The sequence below is a fragment of the Corynebacterium sp. KPL4072 genome, assembly GCF_037908395.1.
GTDB lineage: Bacteria > Actinomycetota > Actinomycetes > Mycobacteriales > Mycobacteriaceae > Corynebacterium > Corynebacterium kefirresidentii.
The window spans coordinates 15691-37573 of record NZ_JBBMGE010000006.1; the positions used below are offsets into that span (position 1 = coordinate 15691).

General features: G+C 58.5%; 22 protein-coding genes and 1 tRNA gene. 12 read left to right on the plus strand and 11 right to left on the minus strand.

Annotated features, from left to right (window positions below):
* Window positions 1-51: 51 nt before the first annotated feature.
* From WMP97_RS07340 to WMP97_RS07360, 5 genes are all read left to right on the plus strand, one after another.
* Window positions 52-411: an FKBP-type peptidyl-prolyl cis-trans isomerase gene (locus tag WMP97_RS07340; protein ID WP_005323855.1), complete on the plus strand. Its 360-nt coding sequence runs from the start codon at window positions 52-54 to the stop codon at window positions 409-411.
* A 68-nt stretch (window positions 412-479) separates the two neighbouring features.
* Complete coding sequence (locus tag WMP97_RS07345) at window positions 480-1343, plus strand: aldo/keto reductase (RefSeq protein WP_301716739.1); 864 nt, start codon at window positions 480-482, stop codon at window positions 1341-1343.
* A gap of 290 nt (window positions 1344-1633) precedes the next feature.
* Window positions 1634-1981 carry a DUF485 domain-containing protein gene (locus WMP97_RS07350; RefSeq protein ID WP_049360629.1) on the plus strand — a complete coding sequence of 116 codons (348 nt, stop codon included), beginning with the start codon at window positions 1634-1636 and terminating at the stop codon, window positions 1979-1981.
* A complete protein-coding gene (locus WMP97_RS07355; RefSeq protein ID WP_340440180.1) occupies window positions 1981-3624 on the plus strand; it encodes a solute symporter family protein in 1644 nt (547 codons plus the stop codon). The genes WMP97_RS07350 and WMP97_RS07355 overlap by 1 nt, the downstream gene beginning before the upstream one ends.
* Window positions 3625-3663: 39 nt before the next feature.
* Window positions 3664-4710 (plus strand): hypothetical protein, encoded by a 1047-nt coding sequence (locus tag WMP97_RS07360; RefSeq protein WP_340440181.1) that lies wholly within the window; start codon window positions 3664-3666, stop codon window positions 4708-4710.
* Window positions 4711-4712: 2 nt separating this feature from the next.
* On the opposite strand, the gene WMP97_RS07365 is transcribed toward WMP97_RS07360, so the two are convergent.
* The gene (locus WMP97_RS07365) at window positions 4713-5705 is read right to left on the minus strand and encodes a DUF1906 domain-containing protein (protein ID WP_340440182.1); all 993 of its coding nucleotides are present in this window, start codon (window positions 5703-5705) and stop codon (window positions 4713-4715) included.
* A gap of 113 nt (window positions 5706-5818) precedes the next feature.
* Window positions 5819-6247 carry an OsmC family protein gene (locus WMP97_RS07370; protein WP_239205187.1) on the minus strand — a complete coding sequence of 143 codons (429 nt, stop codon included), beginning with the start codon at window positions 6245-6247 and terminating at the stop codon, window positions 5819-5821.
* A 110-nt stretch (window positions 6248-6357) separates the two neighbouring features.
* Between WMP97_RS07370 and WMP97_RS07375 the strand changes: the two genes are divergently transcribed.
* The 3 genes from WMP97_RS07375 to WMP97_RS07385 all read left to right on the plus strand — a co-directional run bounded on the left by WMP97_RS07375 (window position 6358) and on the right by WMP97_RS07385 (window position 8351).
* Window positions 6358-6987, plus strand: a complete 630-nt coding sequence (locus WMP97_RS07375; protein WP_340440267.1) for a DJ-1/PfpI family protein — start codon at window positions 6358-6360, stop codon at window positions 6985-6987.
* Window positions 6988-7240: 253 nt separating this feature from the next.
* A complete protein-coding gene (locus WMP97_RS07380) occupies window positions 7241-7663 on the plus strand; it encodes a DUF2871 domain-containing protein (RefSeq protein WP_340440183.1) in 423 nt (140 codons plus the stop codon).
* A 211-nt stretch (window positions 7664-7874) separates the two neighbouring features.
* Window positions 7875-8351 carry a hypothetical protein gene (locus WMP97_RS07385; protein WP_340440184.1) on the plus strand — a complete coding sequence of 159 codons (477 nt, stop codon included), beginning with the start codon at window positions 7875-7877 and terminating at the stop codon, window positions 8349-8351.
* A 46-nt stretch (window positions 8352-8397) separates the two neighbouring features.
* On the opposite strand, the gene WMP97_RS07390 is transcribed toward WMP97_RS07385, so the two are convergent.
* The 6 genes from WMP97_RS07390 to WMP97_RS07415 form a co-directional block, all read right to left on the minus strand.
* Window positions 8398-8991: a Type 1 glutamine amidotransferase-like domain-containing protein gene (locus WMP97_RS07390; RefSeq protein WP_239205195.1), complete on the minus strand. Its 594-nt coding sequence runs from the start codon at window positions 8989-8991 to the stop codon at window positions 8398-8400.
* Between the two features lie 109 nt (window positions 8992-9100).
* Window positions 9101-9176, minus strand: a tRNA-Arg gene (locus WMP97_RS07395).
* 70 nt (window positions 9177-9246) lie between these two features.
* A complete protein-coding gene (locus tag WMP97_RS07400) occupies window positions 9247-9528 on the minus strand; it encodes a glutaredoxin domain-containing protein (protein ID WP_086588986.1) in 282 nt (93 codons plus the stop codon).
* Window positions 9528-10058, minus strand: a complete 531-nt coding sequence (locus tag WMP97_RS07405; protein WP_023021996.1) for a dihydrofolate reductase — start codon at window positions 10056-10058, stop codon at window positions 9528-9530. Before WMP97_RS07405 ends, WMP97_RS07400 begins: the two co-directional genes overlap by 1 nt.
* On the minus strand, window positions 10058-10885 hold the full coding sequence (locus tag WMP97_RS07410) for a thymidylate synthase (RefSeq protein WP_340440185.1): 828 nt from the start codon (window positions 10883-10885) through the stop codon (window positions 10058-10060). The genes WMP97_RS07405 and WMP97_RS07410 overlap by 1 nt, the downstream gene beginning before the upstream one ends.
* Before the next feature lie 48 nt (window positions 10886-10933).
* Complete coding sequence (locus tag WMP97_RS07415) at window positions 10934-11827, minus strand: NAD-dependent epimerase (RefSeq protein WP_340418510.1); 894 nt, start codon at window positions 11825-11827, stop codon at window positions 10934-10936.
* 107 nt (window positions 11828-11934) lie between these two features.
* Between WMP97_RS07415 and WMP97_RS07420 the strand changes: the two genes are divergently transcribed.
* Complete coding sequence (locus WMP97_RS07420) at window positions 11935-12603, plus strand: TetR/AcrR family transcriptional regulator (RefSeq protein WP_340440186.1); 669 nt, start codon at window positions 11935-11937, stop codon at window positions 12601-12603.
* On the opposite strand, the gene WMP97_RS07425 is transcribed toward WMP97_RS07420, so the two are convergent.
* A complete protein-coding gene (locus tag WMP97_RS07425) occupies window positions 12600-13358 on the minus strand; it encodes a 3'(2'),5'-bisphosphate nucleotidase CysQ (protein WP_340440187.1) in 759 nt (252 codons plus the stop codon). The two genes, WMP97_RS07420 and WMP97_RS07425, sit on opposite strands and share 4 nt — an antisense overlap.
* Before the next feature lie 35 nt (window positions 13359-13393).
* Between WMP97_RS07425 and WMP97_RS07430 the strand changes: the two genes are divergently transcribed.
* Genes WMP97_RS07430 through WMP97_RS07440 form a run of 3 tightly spaced genes read left to right on the plus strand, consistent with a single transcriptional unit; the run spans window position 13394 to window position 19468 of the window.
* Entirely contained in the window at window positions 13394-18193 is a 4800-nt protein-coding gene (locus tag WMP97_RS07430; protein WP_340440188.1) for an ATP-dependent helicase, read from the plus strand.
* Window positions 18194-18211: 18 nt separating this feature from the next.
* Window positions 18212-19030, plus strand: a complete 819-nt coding sequence (locus WMP97_RS07435) for a DNA-formamidopyrimidine glycosylase family protein (RefSeq protein WP_340440189.1) — start codon at window positions 18212-18214, stop codon at window positions 19028-19030.
* Between the two features lie 24 nt (window positions 19031-19054).
* Window positions 19055-19468, plus strand: a complete 414-nt coding sequence (locus WMP97_RS07440) for a YccF domain-containing protein (protein ID WP_086588638.1) — start codon at window positions 19055-19057, stop codon at window positions 19466-19468.
* Between the two features lie 108 nt (window positions 19469-19576).
* On the opposite strand, the gene WMP97_RS07445 is transcribed toward WMP97_RS07440, so the two are convergent.
* Both WMP97_RS07445 and WMP97_RS07450 read right to left on the minus strand, forming a co-directional pair.
* Window positions 19577-20581 carry an Imm51 family immunity protein gene (locus WMP97_RS07445; RefSeq protein WP_340440190.1) on the minus strand — a complete coding sequence of 335 codons (1005 nt, stop codon included), beginning with the start codon at window positions 20579-20581 and terminating at the stop codon, window positions 19577-19579.
* Window positions 20566-21732: a hypothetical protein gene (locus tag WMP97_RS07450; RefSeq protein WP_340440191.1), complete on the minus strand. Its 1167-nt coding sequence runs from the start codon at window positions 21730-21732 to the stop codon at window positions 20566-20568. The genes WMP97_RS07445 and WMP97_RS07450 overlap by 16 nt, the downstream gene beginning before the upstream one ends.
* Window positions 21733-21883: the final 151 nt, after the last annotated feature.

Sequence of the window (21883 nt, forward strand, 5' to 3'; positions counted from 1 at the left end):
TTTTAATGCGACCGCACGAACAAACTAGATTTCCCAAGGAGAATAATCCCCATGGATAAGCCTGTTATTGAAGCCCAGTCTGGCCCAGCGCCGACGGACCTTGTCGTAGAAGACATCGTCGTCGGCGACGGTGCTGAGGCACAGCCTGGTGCCGTAGTGGAGGTCCACTACGTCGGCGCTGAATACGAGACCAACCAAGAGTTCGATTCCTCGTGGGACCGTGGCCAGTCCATCGAGTTCCCACTGACCGGTCTCATTGCCGGCTGGCAGGAGGGCATTCCGGGAATGAAGGTGGGCGGCCGTCGCAAGCTCATCATTCCGCCGGAAAAGGCCTATGGTCCTGCCGGCGGTGCGCACCCGCTATCCGGCCGCACCTTGGTCTTTATCATTGACCTCATCCGTGCCGACTAGAAGCGCTTAACCCCAGGTTCGCCCTGGGGTTTCGTCGTTTTCGGCGCGGCTTTAAAAACTGCGGCACAATGGAGGGCATGACTGTGCCAACCGTAACTTTTAATGATGACCGCGAAATGCCCCAACTGGGCCTAGGTACGTACAAGCTCTATGACGAGGAATGTATCCGCATTATTCGTGAGGCCATCGACTTGGGCTACCGCCACTTCGATACCGCTACGCTGTACAAGAACGAAGAGGCGGTAGGCACCGCCCTCAAGCAGGCAATGGATGCCGGCGATGTCACCCGCGATGAGCTCTTTGTTACTTCCAAGGTCTGGCATTCTCACCAGGGCGCGCACAAGGTAGAAGAAGCTTTCCAGCAGTCGCTGAAGGATCTGCAGCTGGACTATCTTGACCTGTATCTCATCCACTGGCCGTGGCCGCAGGGTGGCCTATACAACGAGACCTTTGAGGCTATCGCTCGCTTGCAAGGTATGGGCCAGATTGCGTCTATCGGCGTGGCCAACTTCTACGAGGACGTGCTCAAGGACTTGATTTCCACCACCGGTATTTCTCCGGTGCTTAACCAGGTGGAGATTCACCCGGGTTTTACTCAGTCCGGCTTGCGCGCCTTCCATCACGATAACGACATCGTCACCGAGGCATGGGCCCCGTTGGCACGCGGGGTAGTGCTCAATAACCCAGTGATTGAGCAAGCTGCCGCTGACCACGAGGCCACCGAGGGCCAGGTAGTTCTGTCCTACCTCATGTCCAAGGGTATGTCCGTGATTCCGAAGTCCGCGCGCACCGAGCGGCTAAAGGAAAACCTCGCCGCCACCGAGCTGGAGCTTACGGCGGAGGAAGTATCCGCCATCGATGCCCTGGAAGGCCAGGAGGGCTTTGGTCGCATGTTTAACGACCCGCGCGAGTTCCCTGGCGACGAGGAATAGTCTCACCCGCAGTTTAAGCCCCCTCACCGGGGGCTTTTCTTTTGTCAAGCGACTGTTAACAATCTTCGCAAAAGGGGGTTGTTTCCACCGATGGGGGTAGTTGGCTAAAGACGTTGATCCAGCTCGGCGGAACCTATGAGCTTGAAAGGGTGGAGAGGTGAGGTGTTTTCTTGGCAGAGTTCACAACCTTGCAGAAAATGTTCGGTAACTTACATGTCAACGTGTATAGTGATGAATCCCACACTATCTCGTGTGACCTAAGTTCCTCTCACCCAAGGAGACGAAGCTCTATGAGTGACGTAGCTGCAACTCCTGTCTCGCGCCGCGAACCCACCGGTAGCGAGTTCATCGCGATGCGCGACTCCGCCGAATTCGGCGAGCTGCGCCGTACCTACCGGAGTTTTACTTTTCCCATGACCGTGGCCTTCTTTGTGTGGTACGTGGTCTACGTTCTAGCTGCCGTGTTTGCCCCTAGCTTTATGGCAATCGAGCTTGGTGGCGGCTGGAATATCGGACTGGTTTTCGGCCTAGCCCAGTTCCTCACCACCTTCATTATCACGTGGATCTACGTGAAGTATGCCAATAAGAATATCGAGCCTAAGTCGGCCGCCATCCGTGAAGAGTTGGAGGGCATGTAATGATTACCACCACCCTCGCCGCCGAATCTTCCGCTGGCAATCCCATCTTGAACATCTCCATTTTCGGCATCTTCCTTTTCATCACCATGGCGGTGGTGCTGCGCGCCGGAAAGACCACGAAGAAAGCCTCGGACTTTTATACCGGCGGCGGCACCTTCTCCGGCCGACAAAACGGCCTCGCCATCTCTGGTGACTACCTCTCCGCTGCATCGTTCCTGGGCATCGTTGGCGCTGTGGCGCTCAATGGCTACGACGGCTTTTTGTACTCAGTCGGCTTCTTTGTTGCCTGGCTGGTAGCACTCATGCTCGTTGCCGAGCCTATGCGTAACGTTGGCCGCTTCACCATGGCGGATGTCTTGTCTTTCCGTTTGAAGCAGAAGCCCGTGCGCGTAGCAGCGTCCATCGCCACCCTCTTTGTCACGCTCTTCTACCTCATCGCACAGATGGCAGGCGCAGGATCTCTAGTGGCCGTGCTGCTGGATATCCACGATTTTAAGTGGCAGGCGGTCGTCGTGGGCGTCGTTGGTGTGCTCATGATTGTCTATGTTCTGGTCGGCGGCATGAAGGGCACCACCTACGTGCAGATGATCAAGGCCGTACTGCTGGTAGCCGGTGTGGTCATCATGTGCTTCTTGGTATTCATTGCACTGCGCGGCGGTTTTAGCACCCTGTTCAATAACGCCATTGATATGCACGCCGCCTCTGAACAGATTAAGGAGAAGGGCTATGAAGCTAAAGACATCATGGCCCCTGGCCTGAAATACGGCGCCACCACCGCCACCAAGCTGGATTTCATCTCCCTAGGCATTTCGCTGGTGCTTGGTGTGGGCGGTCTGCCGCACGTGTTGATGCGCTTCTACACCGTGCCTACCGCTACTGAAGCCCGCCGTTCTGTTACCTGGGCGATCGTTATCATCGGCGCCTTCTATCTCATGACCTTGGTCCTGGGGTACGGCGCCGCCGCCTTGGTCGGTCCGGACCGCATCCTCGCCGCGCCGGGCGGGGCTAATGCCGCGGCACCACTGCTTGCGCTGGAGATTGGCGGCTCTATCTTCATGGCGGTTATTTCCGCAGTGGCCTTCGCCACCGTGCTTGCCGTGGTTGCTGGCCTGGCCATTACCGCCTCGGCATCCATCGCCCACGATATTTACCATGCGGTCATCCGCAACGGTAAGTCCACCGAGGCCGAGCAGGTTCGCATTTCCCAGGCCACCGTGGTGGTCCTCGGCATCGTCTCCATCATCCTGGGCATCCTGGCCATGACCCAGAACGTGGCATTTTTGGTCTCCTTGGCCTTCGCGGTTGCGGCTTCTGCCAACCTGCCGACGATCCTGTACTCCCTGTACTGGCGCCGCTTCAATACCGCAGGTGCAGTGGCCTCCATGTACACCGGCGTGGTGTCCTGCTTGGTGCTCATCTTCTTCTCCCCAGCAGTCTCCGGTTCTGAGACCTCCATGTTCCCGAGCGCGGACTGGGCTATCTTCCCGCTTTCCTCGCCGGGCTTGGTATCCATTCCGCTGTCCTTCTTCGTCGGCTGGTTGGTCTCCATCATGACCAAGCCAGACGACTTGGAGGAGCTTTCTGCAGAAATGGAAGTCCGCTCGCTTACCGGCGTAGGGGTGGAGGCACCCGTCCAGCATTAATTGCCTAGATAGTGCACTCAACCGGTAACATGTATCGACGTGTTTAGAACGTCGTTGACTCGCAAGGCGGCATCAGCCAAGGCTGGTGCCGCTTTAGCCGTATGTATGCTCGCCTTGACCGCCACCGCGTGCAGCACCAGCGAAAGCGATAGCGGCGCGCTTGCCGACGCCCCCTCGGGCGCAACAGACACCAACCGCGACGTCCCACCAGAAATCAATGAGTTTCTAAAAGGTGATGAGGGGCGCTCCGTTACCTATATTCGCCTGCATGATGGCATGCATATGGGTTCTGCCTCGGAGCACGAGGCTCGCCCGGCGCTCAGCCTCATCAAACTCTATATCGCCACCTACGTCATGGAAAAGGGCGAGTACGAAGATAAGTATGAGGCGCTGGATATGATCGCTAGCTCCTCCGATAAGTCCGCCGAGGACCTTTTTGAAAAATACCCAGAGTCCATCGACACCATTGCCGATGAATTCAAGTTGGAATCTACCAAAGCCGGCGAGAAATGGGGTTACTCGCAGACCTCTACGTATGACGTTGCCAGCTTCATTTCGCAGCTCATCGAGCGCGATGAAACCCACCCAGTGCTCGTAGCTATGGCACATGCCGATCCCATCTCTGAGGATGGCTACCGCCAGGACTATGGCACCGCCAAGCTCTCTAACGTGGTGGGCAGCAAGTGGGGCTGGTCCAATGATAAGTCCATCAACTCTTCCGTCTCCTTTGGTGAGAACTTCGTAGCCGCAGCCTCAATCAATGGCTCGTCCGATGAGCTTACTGATTACGTAAAAGATGAGGTCACCGGAAAGAGCCTGGGCAAGGCTACCGAGCGTTTCCTCAAGTACAAAGACGGCGAGGACGTGCCGCCGATTGAAACCACTACCTCGGAGACCTCCACGACGTCGTCTAGCAAGAAGGATAAGGACGAAAAACCCGGCACAGGGAAGAAGGATAAATCCGCGTCGAAGGAACCTACCAGCGAGTCCACTACGTCCAAAAAGAAGGATAAAGGCAGCTCCGATAAGAAGTCCACAGACAAAAAGAAGGACTCGGAGAAAACCTCCGAGCCCTCTAAGAAGTAGTACTACCGCGCCTTAGCAACCGTTTCTGCAATGATCTTCGCTAGCTGGCGAATTTGATCGTTGCTCAACGTTTTGCCATTGAAAGTTACGCCATCTGCAGTTACCTGCGGCAGTTCTGGCAGCTCTGGGTGCTTGCTCTGTAGCTGTGAGCTCAGCTGATTTACCAGGTCGGATGAGCCATTGCTCGGGGCCGTGGTCTGCGGCTGCGGCTTTGGCTGTGGTTTCTTAGTGGTTGGCTTCTTTGCCGGTGCGGGTGCCGCGGACTTGCCTGGTGTCCACTGGCCCCAGTCATCAGCGTAGACCTCGTTAACGTCTACGATGACGCCGCCGATGGTCTGCTGTTTGCCGTGCGGCAGCTGGTGAATAGTCGTGCGCGGGTGGATCTTGCCGTTAGAACCCCAGTCATGCATCCAGAAGTACTTGCCGATGCCGTCCTGGATTGCCCACTCGATGGTGTTGTAATTGCCGTAGACACCTGTCTGGTAGCCGGCTAGCTCCAGCGTCTTGGAGAATGCCTGCAGGTATGGGCGGATTTGGCGGGTGTACTGCTCGCGGGTGGGGTTATCGTCGATAGCAATGTAGATGGGGCGGTTGGTTGGGCCGCCTGCCTTCTTGTGTAGTGCAATCGCCTTCGGTGCGTGAATTGCAGCACCTGCTGCGCCCTGCTTCCAATCCGCGGTCTCCGCGCGGCCAAATTGGTATACGGAAGCGGTGGGCAGGCCTGCTGCTGCATTGGCCTTAGTTTCCTTGAGGGTTACCGGCTTGCCGGTCATCCACGCTGCGCCAGGGCGCTTGTCGGAGACGTAGCGAATCGCGCCCATGTGGCCGGCATTCTTAATTGCCTGCGGGGAAGGAACGCCGGCAGAATAATCGATGATGGTGCCGCGCACCCGTCCGAGGGCCGTTGCATGGGGAGCGGCAGCACCGATGGCGCCTGCGGTCAGGGCGAGAGCGCCGACCTTAAAGAGGCCGCGACGGGAGAAAGATGGTGACATGTTGAGCTCCTGCAGTAATCACATTTGTCACAGTAGTTAACAATTGCACCATAGCAAGAGGTCTAGCGCCCCAGCCGGAACGCAACCGCATGTCGCGCTTTTACTTTGGGAAACTATTTTGAGTCGTTGCTAAACAACACTCGTGTGGGATTCTCAACCGTGCGCGATACCGTGCAGTCCTTCTCATGGGAGATGCGAATCAGGTTGTCCACGAGCCTGCGAGCTTGGTTACCCTCTGGCGTATCCGGGAACGATAGATCGAACCCCACGCGAACCTCTGACAGGCGCGATGCCCCGTCCTCATTTACGCGGTCGCCTTCCACATGCACATCAAAAGATTCCGGCTCCGCGCGCCGGGACGTCACCACATCCACGTCTACCGCGGAGCACCCCGCAACGGCTGCAAGCAAAAGTTCAACGGGGGAGAGGAGTCCCTCACCACTGCCAAACTCAATGCTGGCTCCGGCGGAATTGGTAGCGCGGTATACGGCGGTGTCGAGGCGGGTGAGGTCTACGGTGTACTGCTTTACTACTTCAGACATGTGGCCAGTTTAAGGCGAGGGATTAGGTCATTCGAGTGGTCCAAGGACACACTTATCGGAATATCCGCGTGTTTAGTAGTGATTTAGAAAGTCTGCGTATTGTGAATTCCATGAAGGTCATTGCTATTTACGCGACGGAAACCATGTCTGATTGGGAGTATGCCTACCTCACAACGCAGGTAGCTGAAGCTGAGGCCCAAGTACCGGATCGCTTCAAGGTCTTGTTTGTTGGCGAATCGCTAGAACCCGTTCGCTCCAAGGGCGGAATCGAGATAGTTCCAGGCCTGACCTTGCAGGACATCCAGAATAGGACTGATATTGCGGCGTTCGTGGTGCCAGGAGCGGATACATACTTTGACGGGCACGAACAGCTGTTGGAGACGATTAAGGTCTTAAAGAAGAATGAAGTGCTCTTGGCAGCAATCTGTGGTGGAACTGTGGCCTTCGCTCGTGCTGGGGTGCTTGACCACTGCAAACACACTTCAAACGCGCATGGCTTCCTTGCCTCAGTGAACTACGCCAATATCGATGGCTATAAAGAAGAAGATGCAGTTTTTGATGGTGGAGTGATTACAGCTTCAGGCTTGGCTCCAGTGCCATTCACCGCGGCGGTATTGCGCGCGGCGGGCGTTTACCCAGATGATGTCGTGGACGCTTGGATTCAATTGCATGAGCAAAGAACAGAAGCGGCCTTCGTTGAACATATGAATATGGTTCAGGCGTGGGCCTGTTCAAACTAGCTGGAGTTACCGAAGACCACTTCAACGATTCGGGTTCTTGTTGAAACAAAAGCGGCCTGGCATTCAGCGCTTGTATTTCTCGGCGCAGGCCTTTGAATATTAAGCTACCGGACCTAATAGTCAACCAACTGGTTGACCACAGCTTCAACCAGCTCTGTGATTCAAAACGGGGACGCATGTAGAAAGATAAGTCCTTAGAATATTTTATTCATCGCTACTCCGGCCGTGGCAGCGGTTGGGAAGGAGAATGACCATGAAAGCTTTGTATTGGGCATCTATTTTCTACCTTGTCTTGGGATTGGGGGCCGGGGTCTTCTACCGCGAATTCACGCGTGCCAATGACTTCCCCGAGGGGGAGTTCACTCAGCTGAGCGTGGCGCATACTCACCTGCTGGCGCTCGGTTTCATGATGAGCCTTATCTTCTTGCTATTGGAGAAGGTCTTTGGTCTGTCACGCAGTCGCGGTCAGTTCAACGCGTTTTTCTGGCTGTATAACGTCGGCGTGGTCGTCACCGTCGGCGTCATGATCTGGCACGGAAGCTTGACCGTATTGGGGGACGAGTCCACTGCAATGATCTCCGGGATCGCTGGTCTTGGTCATATCCTCATTACGATTGGCCTGATTGCATTCATTGCAGCACTAGGCAACGCCATCAGCGAGGCTCAAGAGGCTTAGGCCCAACCCGTAGCAGGTGACTAATGATGAGCGAGATGGTTACTAAATAGGCGCAGTGTCTCCACGGCGAGACTGGATTTAGCTAAGGCGCGATGGGGCAGGAGTTCGTTTATCGTCCTGCCTGCAGCGCTGTTGTAGGCCTCAGGAAAGATTACCGATAGCTGGGGTCGCAAACGTTCATTTCTGGCGTGGCTGCGGTTGGATCATTGCCTTGCCATTGACGCTCTACGGCTTGGGCTTTGTGCCTGTGCAGTTAACGGGCACGCTGCTCAGCGAGACTCCGGTGAAAAGTTCCGGTCAGGCTTCGGCTACCCAGAGTACGGTCCACCAGGTCGGTTCCGCGCTGGGTACCGCGGTTTCTGGGTCGGTATATTTCAGGGCCCTTGGGTTAACGTTGCCGAAGACGCTCGAGTCGGCCGGCATCATGGGGCTGGGGGCCGATGGCATAGCAGAAGCAACGCGTCAATCAGCCGGTTCCGCTATTGCAGGACTGCGCGCTCAAGGTGGGCATAGCCCCCCCCTTGGCGAGCAGACCAGCGTTGTGGTGCAGGCGCTTAGCGATGGCATGACCGAAGCCGTTCGATACTCGATTCTTGCTGCAACGGCATTCCTGGTGCTGGGCTTTATTAGTGCGATGCGGGTTCGCCGTGCTGCGAACGAAAGCAGTTCCATGGAGCAATCGAACTGATTTATTGCCAGAAAGTTAGTGTAAGTCTGTTGTTTTCCTGGGCGGATTAGATGAGCATAGTTTTTCCACCTTCAACTACGAGGGCTTGCCCATCCCTCAGCAGTAGGAGATTCCAATCTTGTCCGTACTGCGCAACAGTTTCACTGATGACGTTTATAGAATAAGGACCAGTTGTTCCTTGGGCGTGGGGAATAATGACATACGGAGTGAGATTTAGTCCTGTGTGGTCGGTGAGCTGCGGTGCCGTCCGCGGATCGTCCATGATTGATGCCGGTTCGATTGAAGGTCCTGCAACCATTGCGCCGGCAGAACTTCCAGCGTAAAGCGTGCCGTTCTGGACCGCTTCAACTAGCAGGTGGTCGGTACCAGTGAGTCTCAGCGCATCAAGGAGACGGAATGCCTCGCCGCTCGCAACATAGATGCAGTCGGCTAAGTTGATTTCATTGCGTATGTCGCTCGGTTGCGCCTGCGCCACGGTTAAGGGGATTAGTTCCTCTGCCGCATTGCGAATGGTTGTCAACTCTGTTTGGGCGAACGGGGCTTGGCTCATTCCCGCGGCAGCATCATCGATGTACAGCACTCGACCCGAAATGTATTTGCTGATTTCTGGGTGTAGGTATGAGGCGAGGAGTAAGTGCATAGGTTTAGTCTACGTGAGCGCCTTATATGCTTGGGGCAGCAATATCGGAGTATTGAATAATCGGAAAAGTCTCGAGACGCCGATCGGAACGATGTCTCGAGACTTCACATGGTGCCCCAGAGTGGATTCGAACCACCGACACCGGCTTTAGGAGAGCCGTGCTCTATCCCCTGAGCTACTGGGGCGGGGTTGCGTGTGCAACTTGGCTAATCATAGCAGTGGGGCAGGGGTGCCCCGAAATGGCTGGGGCTTGGATTAGCTCTCGGCCAATTCCTTCTGCTTATTGCGTACGGAGGACGCCGGTGGGTTGGTCTCGTGAGTGCCGTCGGAGTAGAGGACGGTGGGGATGATGCGGTTGCCGTCGTTGACGGATTCGATCCAGGCATTGATGTCTTCGGTGTTGTCGGCCTCGACGTCGACAAGCTCGTACGGGGTTTCGGTGCGGTCAAGGTTCTTGATTAGCTTGGCGCAGAATGGGCACCAGTCGGCGTAGAAGATGGTGACGTCGGAGTTGGTTTCTGGGGTAGCAACAGACATTAGGCTGCATCCTTTCGGTCGTAGGTTAAAAAGCGGTATTTCATGGGGAGATCGCTGGCGGATTGCTCCGGGAGCTCTAGGTGGCCCTTGTCGGAGGTGAGCCAGTCGGTGCTGTGGGCGAGGCCGAATTCCTCGGGGATTTCGGGGGCGTAGATGGATTTATCGCCGTAGGTGCTACCGATATTGACGCCCATGAGGGTGACCTCAATTCGGTCGACCTGATCCAAGGTGGCGGTATAAATTTGGCCGCCGCCGATAACCCAGGCGTCGGAAAGCGGGGGCATAGCGGTGATGACCTGGGCGCCGGCGGACCACTGGCCGGGTGTGCGGGAGGAGAGCACGTAATTCTCCCGGCCGGGAAGGGGGCGGAATTTAGGGTTGAGTGACTCCCAGGTTTTTCGGCCCATGATGACCGGCGCGCCCATGGTCACGTCCTTAAAGTGCTTGAGGTCTTCCGGCACGTGCCAGGGCATTTGCTCGCCATCGCCAATGATTCCGTCGAGGGACTGCGCCCAGATTGCGCCCAACATTAGACGGATACCTGAGCCTTGATGGTGGGGTGGGGATCGTAGCCCTCAATCTCAAAGTCGGCGAAGTCATAGGAGAACATATCTTCCGCCTTGCGCAGGTTGAGCTGCGGGTACGGGCGGGGTTCGCGGGAAAGCTGCTCTTTGACCTGCTCCACGTGATCGTTATAGATATGGCAATCGCCGCCGGTCCAGATGAGCTCGCCCACCTTGAGCCCGGCCTGTTGGGCAAACATGTGGGTCAGCGCCGCATAGGAGGCGATATTGAACGGAACGCCTAAGAACATGTCGGCCGAGCGCTGGTAGACCTGCATAGACAGGGTGCCATCGGCCACGTAGAGCTGGAAGAGCAGGTGGCAGGGCATCAGCGCCATCTTGTCCAGCTCCGCGACGTTCCATGCAGAGACCAGGTTGCGGCGAGAATCCGGGTTATTCTTCAGAGTGTCGAGCGCCTGCTGGATTTGATCAATGTGCTGGCCATCCGGGGTGGGCCAGGAGCGCCACTGCACGCCGTAGACCGGCCCTAGCTCGCCATTGTCATCCGCCCACTCATTCCAGATGCGGACCTTATTGTCCTGCAGGAACTTAATATTGGACTCGCCTTTGAGGAACCATAAAAGCTCGCCCAATACCGCGTGGAAATAGACCTTCTTGGTGGTCAGCAGCGGGAAGGACTCGGCCAGGTTATAGCGGAGCTGCGCGCCAAAAATAGAGCGGGTGCCGGTGCCGGTGCGATCGCCTTTCGGCGTGCCTTCGTCGAGAACGCGGCGCAGCAGATCCTCGTACGGAGTGGCAATAGCGGCGCTAGAAACGGTGGACGTATCACTCATGGTGCTCCAGTGTAGAGCGTTAGAAAAACATTGGAGTAGTTGGAGCGTTTATTTCCTCTTGGCGCTGGCAGTGGCATTATCGCAGGAGACTGTTTCGCGTAGCGCTTGTTCTATGGGGGTAGCTTTCCACCGTGCAGTGGCGCCGGTGAGGATGGAGGGGCGCTCCCATAAGTAGGTCATCTCAACCAGCCCACGCAGATCGGTGCTTAAGAGTCCACCGAGCTTGAGCATCCAGGGGTGGATCGTTATCGGGGTGCGGTGGCACCCCGCGCGGTCGGCGAATTCCGCCTGCGTTAGCGCCGGAGCGCACGGTGTTGCGACGATGGGAGCACTGGTGGGGTCGAGGAGGGCATCGGCAAGAGCGCGGCCGAAATCTGGCAGGTAGGTCACCGAGTGCTTCGCATGTGGGTTGATTAGAGCTAGGGGGAAGCGCTTGCCGATTATCAGCTGGTGGTAGACGCAACCCGGCCCGGAGTCGGGACCAAATAAATCGGCCGCGATGACGGATACGGTGTGGGCGCGAGAGGTGAGACGGGCGTCGATGAGCTGCGCGCGCACGCCGGGCTTTCCATTCCGGGAGCCGGTCAAGGGAGTAGTCGGCGAGACTTCTTCGCGGTTTGGATCAAAGCCATAGGTGGATTCGGGGAACACGATGGGGATGGTGCGTTCCGCAGCGATGTGAAGCGCGGTTTCTTCGGCGGGGATGAGGAGCTTTCGCCATTGCTCGGCGTTATAGGCGGCGTGAATGCAGTGCGCGATGCCGTCGATATTGGCAGGGTAGGACTCTTTACTGGTTGCATCGCCGGTGATGTGCTGGACGCGGGGCCCGAGGTTAATCGTGGTGGCGTGTCGGCTCATGATGAGGCATTCATGTCCCCGGGAGGCGAGTTCACGGGCAACTACGCGGCCGACGGGGCCCGCTCCGGTGATGAGATATTTCATTTCCAAGATTCCTGTTCAATTTAGTGACTAGTGCTCTCTCAAGGTATAGGAATTCTCCCACGAAGACAAGAGCAGTGCTCTCATTTGTGAGTTGCTATAGTTTATTCATGGCACAAACCCCACGAGAGCGCGCCCGCGAAGAGACGATGACCCGCATCATCGAATTGGGGCGGAAGCAGCTCGCAAACGGTGGCGTGGAGGCGCTGAACCTGAGGGCCATAGCCCGCGAGCTAGGGATAGTCTCTTCCGGTATTTATCGCTACGTCCCCGATAGGGCGCAACTGATTACGTTGCTTATCGTCGATGCCTTTGATGGGCTCGATAATGCCGTGGCGCAGCGTGATGACCTACGAGCCCAACCACGCGAGAGATTCGTGGAAGTGGTGAGCGCTATGCGGCGGTGGGCCCTGGATTTTCCGCAACGTTGGGGCCTGATTTATGGCACGCCGATCGTGGGCTACCGAGCCCCGGCTGCAGAGACTGTTGTAGCTGGGACGAAAGTGAGCCGCCGGATAGCTGCTCTGCTGGAAGGAGCCTCCAGTGCGCCGCTAAGGCGTCGTTCGCCACAGTTTGCTGCGGATCTGGCAGCCGCCGCGCAGGACATCGGTGCAGAGCTCACCGAGGATGCGATGGAAAAGGCGCTGGAGGCTTGGGCGAGGATTATTGGGCTGATCAACGCCGAGGTCTTTGGCTATCTCGGCCGGGATACCCTTAGCGATTACGATGAGTTTCACACAAGGGCAGTATCGCGCCTGGCTACCGATTTAGGTCTTTAAAAGCCGCCGTTCTCCGCGGCAAAGGCCTGGGCGTGCTCCAAGATTTCATCCTTGAGCTCGGGGCGGCAGATGAGGATGTCCGGGATGAAGGTGTCCTCATTATTGAAGCGGATTTCGGAGCCGTCGAGGCGGCAGCAGTGCAGACCGGAAGCTTGTGCGACGCCCACCGGGGCGGCCTGATCCCACTCGTACTGGCCACCGGCGTGGATATAACCGTCATAATCGCCGAGCAGCACGTGCATGGCCTTGGCACCCGCGGAGCCGACGCCCACGATTTCATAGCCCATTTTCTCCGCAATATAGTCGGCTACCTTGGGCGGGCGATTGCGGGAGACGACGAACTTCTTAGACAGCGGGCCGGTGACCGCCCGAACGTCCGAGGACTTGAAGGTAACGCCGAGATCCGGCAGGCCCACCGCCGCGTGGATGGGGATACCGTTTTCTACCAGGGCGATGTGTACGGCCCAGTCTTGGCGGCCGGTGGCAAATTCCTTGGTGCCGTCGAGCGGATCCACGATCCACACGCGGTCCTTCTTCAAACGGGCCAGGTCATCGGAGGCTTCCTCAGAGAGCATGCCGTCCTGGGGGCGGTGCTGTTCAAGCACGCGAGCGATCCATTCTTGGGCGGCTTCATCGCCGGCGTCGCCAAGCGAAAGGCCCCGTAGCAGGCCCCCGTTGCGCACGCCTTTCAGGATCTCGCCGCAGCCCTGGGCGAGGGAATTGGTCAGGCGGGAATCAGAAATTTCGACGGTCATGGTGCCCACATTACAACGCGGACTAGAGTGTGGGCATGCCAGAAAACATCCTCGACCGCTTCCGGCCCCAAGTAGCGCAGTGGTTTCGGGATGTATTTGCCGCCCCCACCGCAGTGCAGGCGCAGGCCTGGGAGAAGATTTCCCGCGGTGAGCATGCCCTTGTAGTGGCTCCTACCGGCTCCGGTAAGACCCTCGCCGCGTTCTTGTGGGCGCTGAATAATTTGGTTGAACGCGAAGGCCAGCTGGCGCTGCCGGTGGGCTCTGGCGCCTCGGGTTCCGCTGCTGGGGTGAAGGTGCTGTATATCTCCCCGCTTAAGGCACTCGGCGTGGACGTGGAAAATAACCTGCGCGCCCCGCTGACCGGTATCGCGCGCACCGCGGAGAACCTTGGGCTGGATGTACCGGATATCTCGGTAGGCGTGCGCTCGGGAGATACGCCCTCGGCGGAGCGTGCGCGGCAGGTGCGCAAGCCGCCGGATATCTTGATTACCACCCCGGAGTCAGCCTATTTGATGCTTACCTCTAAGGCGGCGGGGATTTTAAAGACGGTGGATACCGTCATTATCGATGAGATTCATGCCCTGGCTGGCACCAAGCGCGGCGTGCACCTGGCGCTGACCTTAGAGCGCCTACAGCAGGTGGCAGGGGACTTCCAGCGCATTGGACTTTCCGCCACCGTGCGTCCGCTGTCTGCGGTATCGAATTTCTTAGGCGGCAACCGCCCAGTAGAAATTGTCGCGCCGGCCGCGGAGAAGAAGTGGCAGCTGGACGTGCATGTGTCGGTAGAGGATATGTCCGATTTGCCCACACCGGAGCAAGGCTCCACCATCGGGGAGATGACGGTGGATGATGCGATTGGCATCAGCTCTCCTTCCGTGGATGAGTCCGCGCTGCCCACGGCCAAGTCCATCTGGCCGTTTATTGAAGATGACCTCTATGCGGAAATCATGGCGCATCGCTCCACACTGGTATTTGTCAACTCTCGGCGCACGGCCGAGCGGCTGACCAGCCGGCTCAATGAGCTCTATGCGCAAGAGCATGATCCGGATTCGCTGTCGCCCGAAACCCGCCGGGACCCAGCCCAGCTGATGAAGCAGGTCGACGTCGCCGGCAAGGCCCCGGCGGTTATCGCCCGCGCCCACCATGGCTCGGTGTCTAAGGATGAGCGCGCGATGACTGAAACCATGCTGAAAGAAGGAACGCTCAAGGCCGTGGTGGCCACAAGCTCGTTGGAGCTGGGCATCGACATGGGTGCAGTGGAGCTAGTCGTACAGGTGGAATCGCCGCCCTCCGTGGCCTCCGGCCTGCAGCGCGTGGGCCGCGCCGGCCACTTTGTGGGCGCGGTCTCGCATGGCTCCTTTTACCCCAAGCACCGCGCGGATCTAGTGCAGTCCACGCTGACGGTATCGCGCATGCGCGCCGGGCTCATTGAAGAGATGCATACCCCGCGCAACCCGTTGGATGTGCTGGCGCAGCAGACGGTGGCGGCGGTGTCCGCGGCTGGTGAGGACGGGCTTGATGCCGATGAGTGGTACGAGATGGTCCGCCGGGCCTGGCCCTATCGCGATCTGGCGCGCGAGGTCTATGACTCCGTGCTGGACCTGGTAAGCGGCGTCTACCCGTCCACGGACTTTGCGGAACTTAAACCCCGCGTGGTCTATGACCGTGTGGCGGGAGTGATGACCGCGCGGCCTGGTGCCCAGCGGGTAGCTGTCACCAGCGGTGGCACGATTCCGGATCGGGGCATGTTTGGAGTATTCCTCTATACCGGCTCGGGCGAGGGCTTCGGTGGCGCTCCGCGCCGGGTGGGCGAGCTGGATGAGGAGATGGTTTATGAGTCCCGGGTGGGCGATGTATTCACCTTGGGCGCTACCAGTTGGCGCATCGAGGACATCACGCGCGACCAGGTGTTGGTCACACCCGCGCCGGGGCATACCGGCCGCCTGCCGTTTTGGAATGGCGATGGCGCGGGCCGCCCCTATGAGCTGGGTAAGGCGCTAGGTGAGTATCGCCGCGAGGTCTTTTCCTCGCCGGATATCATTGCGGATGCCGACGATAATGCGCGCTCCAATATCGTGGCCTATTTGCAGGAGCAGAACGAGGCCACTGGTGTCATCCCGGATGAAAAGACTTTGGTGCTCGAGCGCTTCCGCGATGAGCTAGGCGATTGGCGCGTGGTGCTGCATACCCCGTTTGGTCGGCCGGTCAACTCCGCGTGGGCGTTGGCGGTGGGGGCCAGGGTAGGCGAGCGCACCGGCATGGATCCGCAGGCCGTAGCTGGCGATGATGGCATCGTGCTGCGCCTGCCGGAAGCAGAATCCGAACCTGATGGGTCCATCTTCGCTTTCGACGCTGATGAGATTGCCGATATCGTGGCCGAGCAAGTGGGCAATTCCGCGCTCTTTGCCTCCCGCTTCCGCGAATGCGCGGCCCGCGCGCTGCTCTTGCCTCGCCGTAACCCGGGCAAGCGCGCGCCGTTGTGGCAGCAACGCCAGCGCGCCGAGCAGCTTTTGGACGTTGCCCGCAAGTACCCGTCCTTCCCCATCATCTTGGAGACGGTGCGCGAGTGCGTCCAGGACGTCTACGATGTCCCCGCGCTTACGGAAGTCATACGGGAGCTGGGCCACCGCCGCATCCGCATTGCGGAGGTCACCACCGAACAGCCCTCGCCATTTGCCTCTTCGCTGCTGTTTAATTACACCGGCGCGTTCATGTACGAGGGCGATTCCCCATTGGCAGAAAAGCGCGCGGCTGCCCTGGCCCTTGACCCCGCGCTTTTAGCCAAATTGCTCGGCACGGTGGAGCTGCGCGAGCTGCTCGATCCAGAGATTATCGCTGAGGTCCACGCACAGCTCCAACGCACCGAGCCCTCGCGCCGGGCCCGCACCACCGAAGAGGTAGCGGACCTGCTGCGCGTGCTCGGGCCGATTCCCGTAGACGAGCTGGGCGAGCACACCGACGTGCCGCTTTCCGCCCTGGACCAGCTGGGCACGCGGATTATGCGCGTGCGCATTGGCGGGCGCGAGCACCTAGCCCAGGCCCCGGATGCACCCCTGCTTCGCGACGCCCTCGGCATCCCCATTCCTCCCGGCATCCCCGCCCAAGTGGCAACCATTTCTGATGCCTTGCCGCAGCTGGTCTCGCGCTGGGCGCGCACCCGCGGACCCTTCGTGCTGCGCGATCTCACTGCGGCCTTCGGCATTTCCGTCTCTGCCGCGCATACCGTCCTCGGCGCGCTTGATGAGGTAGTGGAAGGCCGCTACCGCCAGGGCGTCGACGAGCAGGAATACTGTGCCGCAGCCGTGCTCAAGACCATCCGCTCGCGTTCGCTCGCCGCTGCGCGTGCCGCTACCGAGCCGGTTTCGGGTGCCACTTTTGCCCGCTTTTTGCCGGAGTGGCATAGCATCGCACCAGCTGGAAAGCGCCCGGCCCTGCGCGGAGCCGATGGTGTCTTTTCCGTCATCGAGCAGCTAGCCGGGGTGCGCCTGCCGGCCTCCGCGTGGGAATCGCTCATCCTGCCCGCGCGGGTGGGAGATTATTCGCCCACCATGCTCGATGAACTTACCTCTAATGGCGAGGTGCTCATCCTCGGCGCCGGCAAGGCCGGCGCGGCAGACCCCTGGATCATGCTGCTGCCCTCGGATTACGCGGCCCAACTCGCCCCGGAAACCGATGCCGAGGGCGTGAGCATGCTGCAACGTGCCATCCTCGACGTCCTGGGCCGCGGCGGCGGTTTCCTCTTTGCCGATATCGCCGCCGAGGTCCCCGGCACTACCGAGGAAACCCGCGAGGCCCTCTGGGGTTTGGTGGAGATGGGCTTGGTGAGCCCCGATTCCTTCGCGCCATTGCGTACCCGGTTGTCTTCCGGCGGTTCGCGCTCAGGCCGCACCGCGCATCGCTCAAAGCGGCGGCCCACCCGCTCTCGCCTGCGCATGGGGCGCACCTCTTTTGCCCAAGCTCAGAACGCTGCGGCAGCGCAGACTCCGCCCGATGTCATGGGCCGATGGTCGCTGGCTGTGTCTGCCGCTACCGATGCCACCTCCCGCTCCGTGGCACACGGCGAGGCCTGGCTCGACCGTTATGGCGTGCTCACCCGCGGTTCCGTCGTGGCCGAAGACGTGCTCGGTGGCTTTGCGCTGGCCTATAAGGTGCTCTCCGGTTTTGAGGAATCCGGCAAGGCCATGCGCGGCTACGTGATCGACGGGCTGGGTGCTGCCCAGTTTTCTACGCCTGCCATCATCGACCGCCTGCGCGGCCTGGCCGATTCCCCGGATGTCACCGGATGGCCGTCTGGTACCACCGAGCCCGAGACCTTTGTCCTCGCCGCCTGCGACCCGGCCAATCCCTACGGTGCGGCCCTGCCCTGGCCGCAGCGCGACGACGCTGACGGCAAAGCCACCGGCGGGCCCACCCGCTCGGCCGGCGCTTTGGTAGTGCTTATCGACGGCCTACCCATCGCCCACCTCACGCGCGGCGGGAAAACCCTCACCACCTTCCTGGAATCGCTGCCGGGTGGCATCGAACCGGCGGAGGTATATCCCCGTCTGGTAAGCGCGCTTACAGACATGGTGGCAAGGGGAGTGCTGTCGCCGTTGGTTATCGAAAAGTGCAATGGCAATCCCATTCATAAGACCGATGCCGCCTCCCACCTGCGCGAAGCTGGTGCCGGAATTACGCCTAAGGGCGTGCGCATCTCCGCTCGTGCCGCCGCTCCGCGCACCCCACGTGCCGGACGCCGCGCGAGCGAGGCCATCGAAGAACTCAGCTTTGATGATCCGCCACCTGCACCGCGCAATAATGGTGGCTTCCGCCCGCGCGGCGGGTACCGTCGCTAAAGATCCACTGGAGGTGTTATGCCCGAAGGCGATTCCGTCCTGCAGCTATCCAACCGCCTGCAGTTCATGGCCGGACGCGAGGTCACTGGCTGTTCCGTGCGCGTGCCGCGCTATGCCACCGTGCACCTAGACGGCATGGTGTGCGAGCGCGTCTGGCCCTATGGCAAGCACCTCTTCATGCAATTCGACCAGACCATCGTGCACACTCACCTCAAGATGGAAGGTACCTGGGCCATCCATTACGCAGGCGATCGCTGGTGCAAGCCCGGACATACCGCGCGCATCGTCCTGCAGCTGGCCAACTCCCCGCGCGATATTGAGGTCGTTGGTCACCAGCTGGGCTTCGTGGATATCTATCCCGCCGACCAGTACCACCAACGCATCGCGCACCTTGGACCGGATATTCTCGACCCCGACTGGGACCGCGAGGAAGCACTGCGGCGGCTAAATAGCCGCCCCCAACGCGACATCGGCGCGGCGCTGCTCGACCAAAAGGTCGTCGCGGGGATCGGCAATGAATACCGCGCCGAGGCCTGTTTCCTAGCGGGGGTCCACCCGGCCACGCCAGTAGCCGAGGTGGATACCGCCCGCCTCCTCGATATCTCTCGGCGCATCATGTGGGCTAATCGCACCTCCCCGGTGCGCGTGACCACCGGCGTGCGCCGCGCCGGGGAGACGACCTATGTCTTCGGGCGCAATCGCAAGCGCTGCCGCCGCTGCGGCACCTTCATTACCAAGGGCGCACTCGGCGGTGTGGATGCCGGCGGCGATGAAGGCGAACTCGAGCGCATCATCTGGTGGTGCCCACATTGTCAGCCACTTCACCCCGCGCACTAAGACTCCCGCGCTAGTGTGGGGGACATGCGTACCTTTCTTAACATCGTTTGGTTTATCACCGGCGGGTTCCTCCTAGCCCTTGCCTATTTCCTCTTTGGCATCATTGCCTGCATCTTCATCGTCACCATCCCCGCGGGCGTGGCGTCGTTCCGCATGGCTAATTTCGCCCTGTGGCCATTTGGCCGTTCGGTAGTGCAGCCAGTCAAGGGCAGCGGCTCCATGTCCACCTTCTCCAATGTCGTCTGGTTCGTCGTCGCCGGCCTGTGGCTGGCCATTGGTCACGTAACCACCGCGGCGGCACAGGTAGTGACCATCGTGGGCATTCCGGCCGCGCTGGCCAACCTGAAGATGATCCCGGTGACCTGCTTCCCGTTCGGCCGCAAGATTGTGGACTCTGATCACATCCCCTTCGGCTGGGAGCCGATGGTCAAACTCTAGCTTCAGCTCACGGGTTCGTTTCAGTGGCGCAGGCAGTAGCAGGCAAGGACTGCTTACGCGGCTCGGTGCTGCACCTGGCGATGCCGCCAGTATGTCGGCAAAGAGCTTTTAGTCGTCGAAGTCTGTGCCTGCCGCTTGGGCTTGTTTGAGCTTTTGCTGCAGCTGGGGTGTGTCGCTGAACAAGTCAGTGAGTTGCTTCTTGAGTAGTTGCAGGGTGGCGGCAGTGCCGATGAGGCTGAACATGCCTGCTTCGCTGTCAAACTCGATGCCGTCGGTGGAGATATTGGATTCAAGCAGTAGCTGTTGGGCTAAGTTTTCGAGGAAGTAGCCGTTGGGGTTGTGTCCGGCTTTCACTATGGTGCTCACGACTTCTTCTGGCATGGCGTCCGGGGCGGCGAAGAGGGTAGTCATGCCGTCGAGCTCGGCGAGGTGGAATAGTGGTTGGCCTTCTTGAGGTGTCTCAGCAGTCATAGTGTCTTGTTCCTGTTCTTGATTGTCGCTGAAGTCGGGGTGGGTGGGCCGCGGGGTGTCGATCAGGCCGTGGTGGGAGAGCGCATCCTCTAGCGCGAACTCAATATGAAGGTCCTGGAGTAGACCCGCAGGCATGAAGTAGGCCCCATCGGGAGCTTCGTCAGCTGTTCCGCCTTGGGGAGGATTGGTGTCATGAAGGGTGTATTCAATATGCCTTTCTTGCTTGGGAATAAAAGTTCCGAGCTTGTCTGTCGGTAGCGATTCTGAGCTTGGGACGAACGCTTGTTCTTCTGGGGACCATGGAAATGACGACCGGTAGTTAAAGTAGCGATCAAAGGGGACAGGATGTGGCGAATTCTTGTCTTTTACTGGGTAAAAATCGCCACCCTTTCGGAAATCACTTTTGATGATTTGAAGGGGTGGAATAAGTAATTCATTCTTTTCAACAAGCGGGTACCACGTGGTGTCTTTGATATCAGAAATAAGTGCACGATAAGGGTGGATCATCACGGCTGCGCCGAAGAATGCCTCTGTGGAGACGACGCCGACGGGGATGTATCCGAGGGTGGTTTTCATCAGGTAAAGCTGTCCGGCTTTGGGACGGCTGCCCTTAGGGGAATCGAAGACTAATTTGAGCGCCATTTTCTTTCCGCCTCGAGAGTTTCTATAAGGTCTTCTTCTTCCGCGGAATCCCAGAGGATTCGACCTGCTTGCCCGATAAAAGATATGGCGTAGGCCGATTCAGGAATAGTGGCGAATCGGGAGGCAGAAAGCCATTGAAATTCTGGTGCGATACGAAATTCATCGTTCCTTACCGCTTTGCGCAGGAATTCAATTTGGTTGTCGAGGAGTACTGGCCCCTTGAGGCTTAGATAGCGGTTGAACTGTTGGAAATTTGATGGGCAGATGACGTCGGGAAGAAACCATTGGTCGTTGTCGATCATGTCTAGAACATCTGGGTCTGTCGACTCCTGGTAGTGCTCGGCTTCATCGACAATGGGGGTTATATCAAGGTCGGTGGCGCCGAGATTGATGGCGATGCCGAAAAAATGTCGCGTTGCGGGGTCTTCGAAACTTGCAGTCGCAAGGGGCTTAAGTAGTTGGATGATGTGGTTGAGCTGTTCTGGAGTCGAGCGGCGTATGATCTCTTTGCTCCAACCCATTCCAAGGGCTGGAGCGTCAGGCAGTACTTGCTTGGTGAGGTCCCACACTTTCTCATTGACACCAGCCACCGGTAGCACTGGGGATACTACTGTCTTTTCGGTCCCTTGGGGAACGCTTAAGCGAGACGAACTGTTCGGACTGTAGTTAGCGCGATACTCACTAGAATCAGTGTTGCTGGGAAATGCCATCTCAATGACGTCGAGATATGAGTAATAGTCGCGGTTCATCCAAGAAATGTTGACTATTTCATCATCTTCGATGAAGAACTTAGTCCAATGCTCGTAGAGAACGATGATATCGTCGTAAACTATTGAAAAGGGAATTGAGGCCTTTTCTAGTTCTGCGCAAAACTCCTTTGGAACTAATTTCAGCGGGATGTCATAAAAGGAATCCGGATTGACGACTTTTTGGATACCAATTTCCGCGATTACACCGTCCAGTTCTTCGATAGTGGTTAGCCGGGCAGGATCTATGAATTCTGCTTGGCCAACATGGCGCACGATGTTATCTGCTGGGGTGCTGAAATAAAAAGGTATTTCGCGAGAAGTTCTATTCGAGAGGTTTCCCAAAAGAGCATGGGCGTCCTGCGAAAAAGAGAATTGAGGTGGTGGACTTGACTCGAAACGCATTTCTCTCCATTTCGGGAGTGATCGATCTGGTTGACAGTCAGGACGGGCCCTGTGTGCAATCGAGCCTACAGTCAAAGTTCATTATGGACTGTGGATATTGAGTGAACATCCTGTGCATACTGTATGAAAAAATCCTCCCGGTGGGCCGGGA

Bases quoted from the DNA above. Each gene is read 5' to 3' on its own strand.
- WMP97_RS07390 (WP_239205195.1), bottom strand. From the start codon at position 8,991: ATGCACTTACTCCTCGCCTCATACCTACACCCAGAAATCAGCAAATAC.
- WMP97_RS07410 (WP_340440185.1), bottom strand. From the start codon at position 10,885: ATGAGTGATACGTCCACCGTTTCTAGCGCCGCTATTGCCACTCCGTAC.
- WMP97_RS07400 (WP_086588986.1), bottom strand. From the start codon at position 9,528: ATGTCTGTTGCTACCCCAGAAACCAACTCCGACGTCACCATCTTCTAC.
- WMP97_RS07450 (WP_340440191.1), bottom strand. From the start codon at position 21,732: ATGCGTTTCGAGTCAAGTCCACCACCTCAATTCTCTTTTTCGCAGGAC.
- WMP97_RS07345 (WP_301716739.1), top strand. From the start codon at position 480: ATGGAGGGCATGACTGTGCCAACCGTAACTTTTAATGATGACCGCGAA.
- WMP97_RS07440 (WP_086588638.1), top strand. From the start codon at position 19,055: ATGCGTACCTTTCTTAACATCGTTTGGTTTATCACCGGCGGGTTCCTC.
- WMP97_RS07350 (WP_049360629.1), top strand. From the start codon at position 1,634: ATGAGTGACGTAGCTGCAACTCCTGTCTCGCGCCGCGAACCCACCGGT.
- WMP97_RS07365 (WP_340440182.1), bottom strand. From the start codon at position 5,705: ATGTCACCATCTTTCTCCCGTCGCGGCCTCTTTAAGGTCGGCGCTCTC.
- WMP97_RS07380 (WP_340440183.1), top strand. From the start codon at position 7,241: ATGAAAGCTTTGTATTGGGCATCTATTTTCTACCTTGTCTTGGGATTG.
- WMP97_RS07405 (WP_023021996.1), bottom strand. From the start codon at position 10,058: ATGTTGGGCGCAATCTGGGCGCAGTCCCTCGACGGAATCATTGGCGAT.
- WMP97_RS07340 (WP_005323855.1), top strand. From the start codon at position 52: ATGGATAAGCCTGTTATTGAAGCCCAGTCTGGCCCAGCGCCGACGGAC.
- WMP97_RS07435 (WP_340440189.1), top strand. From the start codon at position 18,212: ATGCCCGAAGGCGATTCCGTCCTGCAGCTATCCAACCGCCTGCAGTTC.
- WMP97_RS07420 (WP_340440186.1), top strand. From the start codon at position 11,935: ATGGCACAAACCCCACGAGAGCGCGCCCGCGAAGAGACGATGACCCGC.
- WMP97_RS07355 (WP_340440180.1), top strand. From the start codon at position 1,981: ATGATTACCACCACCCTCGCCGCCGAATCTTCCGCTGGCAATCCCATC.
- WMP97_RS07415 (WP_340418510.1), bottom strand. From the start codon at position 11,827: ATGAAATATCTCATCACCGGAGCGGGCCCCGTCGGCCGCGTAGTTGCC.
- WMP97_RS07425 (WP_340440187.1), bottom strand. From the start codon at position 13,358: ATGACCGTCGAAATTTCTGATTCCCGCCTGACCAATTCCCTCGCCCAG.
- WMP97_RS07430 (WP_340440188.1), top strand. From the start codon at position 13,394: ATGCCAGAAAACATCCTCGACCGCTTCCGGCCCCAAGTAGCGCAGTGG.
- WMP97_RS07375 (WP_340440267.1), top strand. From the start codon at position 6,358: ATGAAGGTCATTGCTATTTACGCGACGGAAACCATGTCTGATTGGGAG.
- WMP97_RS07445 (WP_340440190.1), bottom strand. From the start codon at position 20,581: ATGGCGCTCAAATTAGTCTTCGATTCCCCTAAGGGCAGCCGTCCCAAA.
- WMP97_RS07370 (WP_239205187.1), bottom strand. From the start codon at position 6,247: ATGTCTGAAGTAGTAAAGCAGTACACCGTAGACCTCACCCGCCTCGAC.